The following is a 2,903-nucleotide window of genomic DNA, read 5'->3' as shown; positions in this document are numbered from 1 at the left end:
CGATTGAGATTGTCTGTGCCCTTTAGGTTTTGAGTTTGAATAATTAGCATCTTAATGCTCTGTATTTTGCCTAAAATCGTTTTTTATGGTGTTAGGTATATCATTAGTCGGTTTTTTGATTTTCGTTGGTTGTAGGTCATTATCGTGTGTTCTTTGGTTTAGAAGTTTATTGATTAGCAAACCTATCTAGTTTAGAAAAGTAGATAATATGCGATTAGTATTAACAATCTAGCTAAAAAAATAATTAGAAGCCCAAAAGTAAAAAGTTTTTTTTGAAAGTTTTTTAAACATGAGTAATTTTTTAAAAAAGATTATAATCTAACATAAATTTGTTATAATAGGGGTAAGAGCTATAGGGTGGACTGACACCCAAACTCGCTTAACTTCTCTAAATCTTTATTTCCAACACTTTTAATTAAATCATTTAAGAACAAAGTAATCTTATTTGGCATAATCCCTACAATAACTCCATCAATCTCATTGGTTATATTTGGCGTGTCATGTTTAGTTTTAAGTAAGTTTTCCCAATGATACGCGCGATTTCTAATATTTCTTAAAAGATTGAGTGTAATTTTAGACTTTAAAACATTAGAAATTTTACTCCTATTAAAACCAATGCGAATTTTGTTAGTATTGCCATTGTAATATTGCTTAAAATCCATATTTTTAAGACTAAGAATTGGAAACTGCAAATGATTAGTGATAATAAGGCTAACAATAGTCCCCAATGTTAGCCTAGATAGAATATCGTTCTTACTAGGGTATTTTAATTTTTCCTTTTCAAAACGACTAATAGCTTTTTTAATGTCTTGATTGTTGCTTTTAAATACCCAATCACTCCCTTTGATTTGAGTCAAGCAATAGTCTAAAGCGTTGCGTAAATAAATTTCTAAGTTAGAGATTTTAGGCGTGATAGAAGCAATGAGTTTTAAATTTTCTTTATATTGTTCTAGGCTGTTATAAGTATCTAATCTGTCTTTGGATAGAATAAGCGTAATATTATTCTTGAAATATCGCAAATCTTGCATAATTTCTCTTAAGGTTTTTTGAAAAATTATAACTAAAATGCCAAATTAGTTAAAAGCCTATTTACTATCTTTCTTAATGCAATCTAATGTGAAAATAGCACTTAAAATTAAAAAGTCCTAAATACTAAAAATTCAAAAAAATGATTCGAAATTTATGTTAAAATGTAAAAAAAACAATATTGATAAATATAAGCCCCCCATGGTGGTGTTTAGTGATTATGTTATTATTTATAACTTATTTAGTTATAAATCATGTGTTTTTTAAAAAATGTTTTTTGTTTTTTAAAAGAAAATGAACTTTTTTGAAACAATAAATGATTTATTAGATTATGATGTAAGGTATGTTAGTTATGGTAGTTGGTAGGAAATTAGGTGACTATTTGGATTGTAAGGATTTCTTGTTTTACAATGATTATGAAGAATGGAGCAATGGGGATGATTTTTATAGTTTTATTTTTCCTAATTGTGAGAGCAAGGGCGAAATAAATAAGGATTTTTCTAAACCAAATGCTGTGTTTTTGTATAAAGACTTAAAGACAACTCTAAATGATACCGATAAACCCACTTTAAAACGCCGTATAATGCTTAAAGACACTTGGGGCGATGATTATATTGATTTTGTGCTAGAAAACGATTTAACGCTATGTAGTGGCTTAAGTTATAGGGGTAGGCATAATGACTTAGCTCATGCTCAACAAATGAATGCTTTAATTTTTGATTTAGATGGGGTGGGGTTAAAAGAAATTACCGCTTTCTTTGAAGTGGTTAAATATTGTGAAAAAAACGAGCCTAGCAAATATTTTTGGCCTATACCTAGACCGACCTTTATTGTTTTAAGTGGGGTAGGTTTGCATGTGTATTATGTCTTTGATAAGCCTATAGATTTATTTCCAAATATCAAACTCCAGCTTAAAGCTTATAAATACGCTCTTACATTCAATATTTGGCGTTATAAAGAAACTAGTAAAGAAAAAGAAACTCAATACCAATCTATCAATCAATCTTTTAGAATGGTAGGGAGCATTAACGAAAAGCATGGCAATAAGATTATCGCCTTTAAAACAGGCGACAGAGTGAGCTTAGAATATATGAACCAATATGTCAAAGAAGACAAGAGAGTGGATATTTTAAAGCGTTTTAGACCGAGCAAATACACCTTAGCAGAGACTAAAATTAAATTTCCCGAATGGTATGAGAGAGTGATAGTTAGGGGCGAACAAAGAGAAAAAAAGAAATGGCACATTAAAAAAGATGTGTATGAGTGGTGGAAAAAGCGTTGCAAAGAGCCTAAGGGAGGGCATCGCTATTTTTTTATGATGTGTATGGCGATTTATGCTTACAAATGCGATGTATCCAAGCAAGAGCTAGAAAAGGATATGTTAGAAGTTTTTGAAAAATTAAAAGATATACCTCACACTAATCCCCTAACCAAGCGAGATGTTTATAGTGCGTTAGAGAGCTATGATAAGGGATTGGCTTGTTTTAAGATTAAAGATATTGAAATTCTTACGGCGTTAAGAATTGATAGGAATAGGCGAAATTATCAAACTCAAGAAAACCACTTAGAAATAGCAAGAGCTATAAGAGATGTCAAACAGAGTCGACAGGGAAAGACTTGGAACAATAAAGATGGCAGACCTAAAAACAGCGGAACAAAACAATTGCTTATACAAGAATGGCGTATTCAAAACCCACAAGGCAAAAAAATCGCTTGTCATAGAGAATTGGGGCTATCACGCCCCACAATTGATAAATGGTGGGATTAAGGATTTAACGCATGCGTTCTTTTGGTGTTAGTAACATGCGATTAGCGCTTAGTAAAAATAAAATAATGCCACCAATAATGAAAAATGTTGAAGTTGCTAAAACCAGTAC

Annotated in this window: 2 protein-coding genes; one reads left to right on the top strand and one right to left on the bottom strand. The window is 31.0% G+C overall.

Annotated elements, in window-relative coordinates; all coding sequences use genetic code 11:
- Positions 1-350: 350 nt before the first annotated feature.
- Complete coding sequence (locus QT74_RS07690) at positions 351-1,028, bottom strand: CAAX amino protease (protein ID WP_033598562.1); 678 nt, start codon at positions 1,026-1,028, stop codon at positions 351-353.
- Positions 1,029-1,378: 350 nt separating this feature from the next.
- Between QT74_RS07690 and QT74_RS07685 the strand changes: the two genes are divergently transcribed.
- Positions 1,379-2,794 carry a hypothetical protein gene (locus tag QT74_RS07685; protein WP_033765886.1) on the top strand — a complete coding sequence of 472 codons (1,416 nt, stop codon included), beginning with the start codon at positions 1,379-1,381 and terminating at the stop codon, positions 2,792-2,794.
- The last annotated feature ends 109 nt before the right edge of the window (positions 2,795-2,903 follow it).

The organism is Helicobacter pylori SA213A, from assembly GCF_000476275.1.
GTDB classification, from domain to species: Bacteria; Campylobacterota; Campylobacteria; order Campylobacterales; family Helicobacteraceae; genus Helicobacter; species Helicobacter pylori_CL.
The sequence above is the reverse complement of the archived record's forward strand: the minus strand, read 5'-3'. Positions and strand labels throughout refer to the sequence as shown.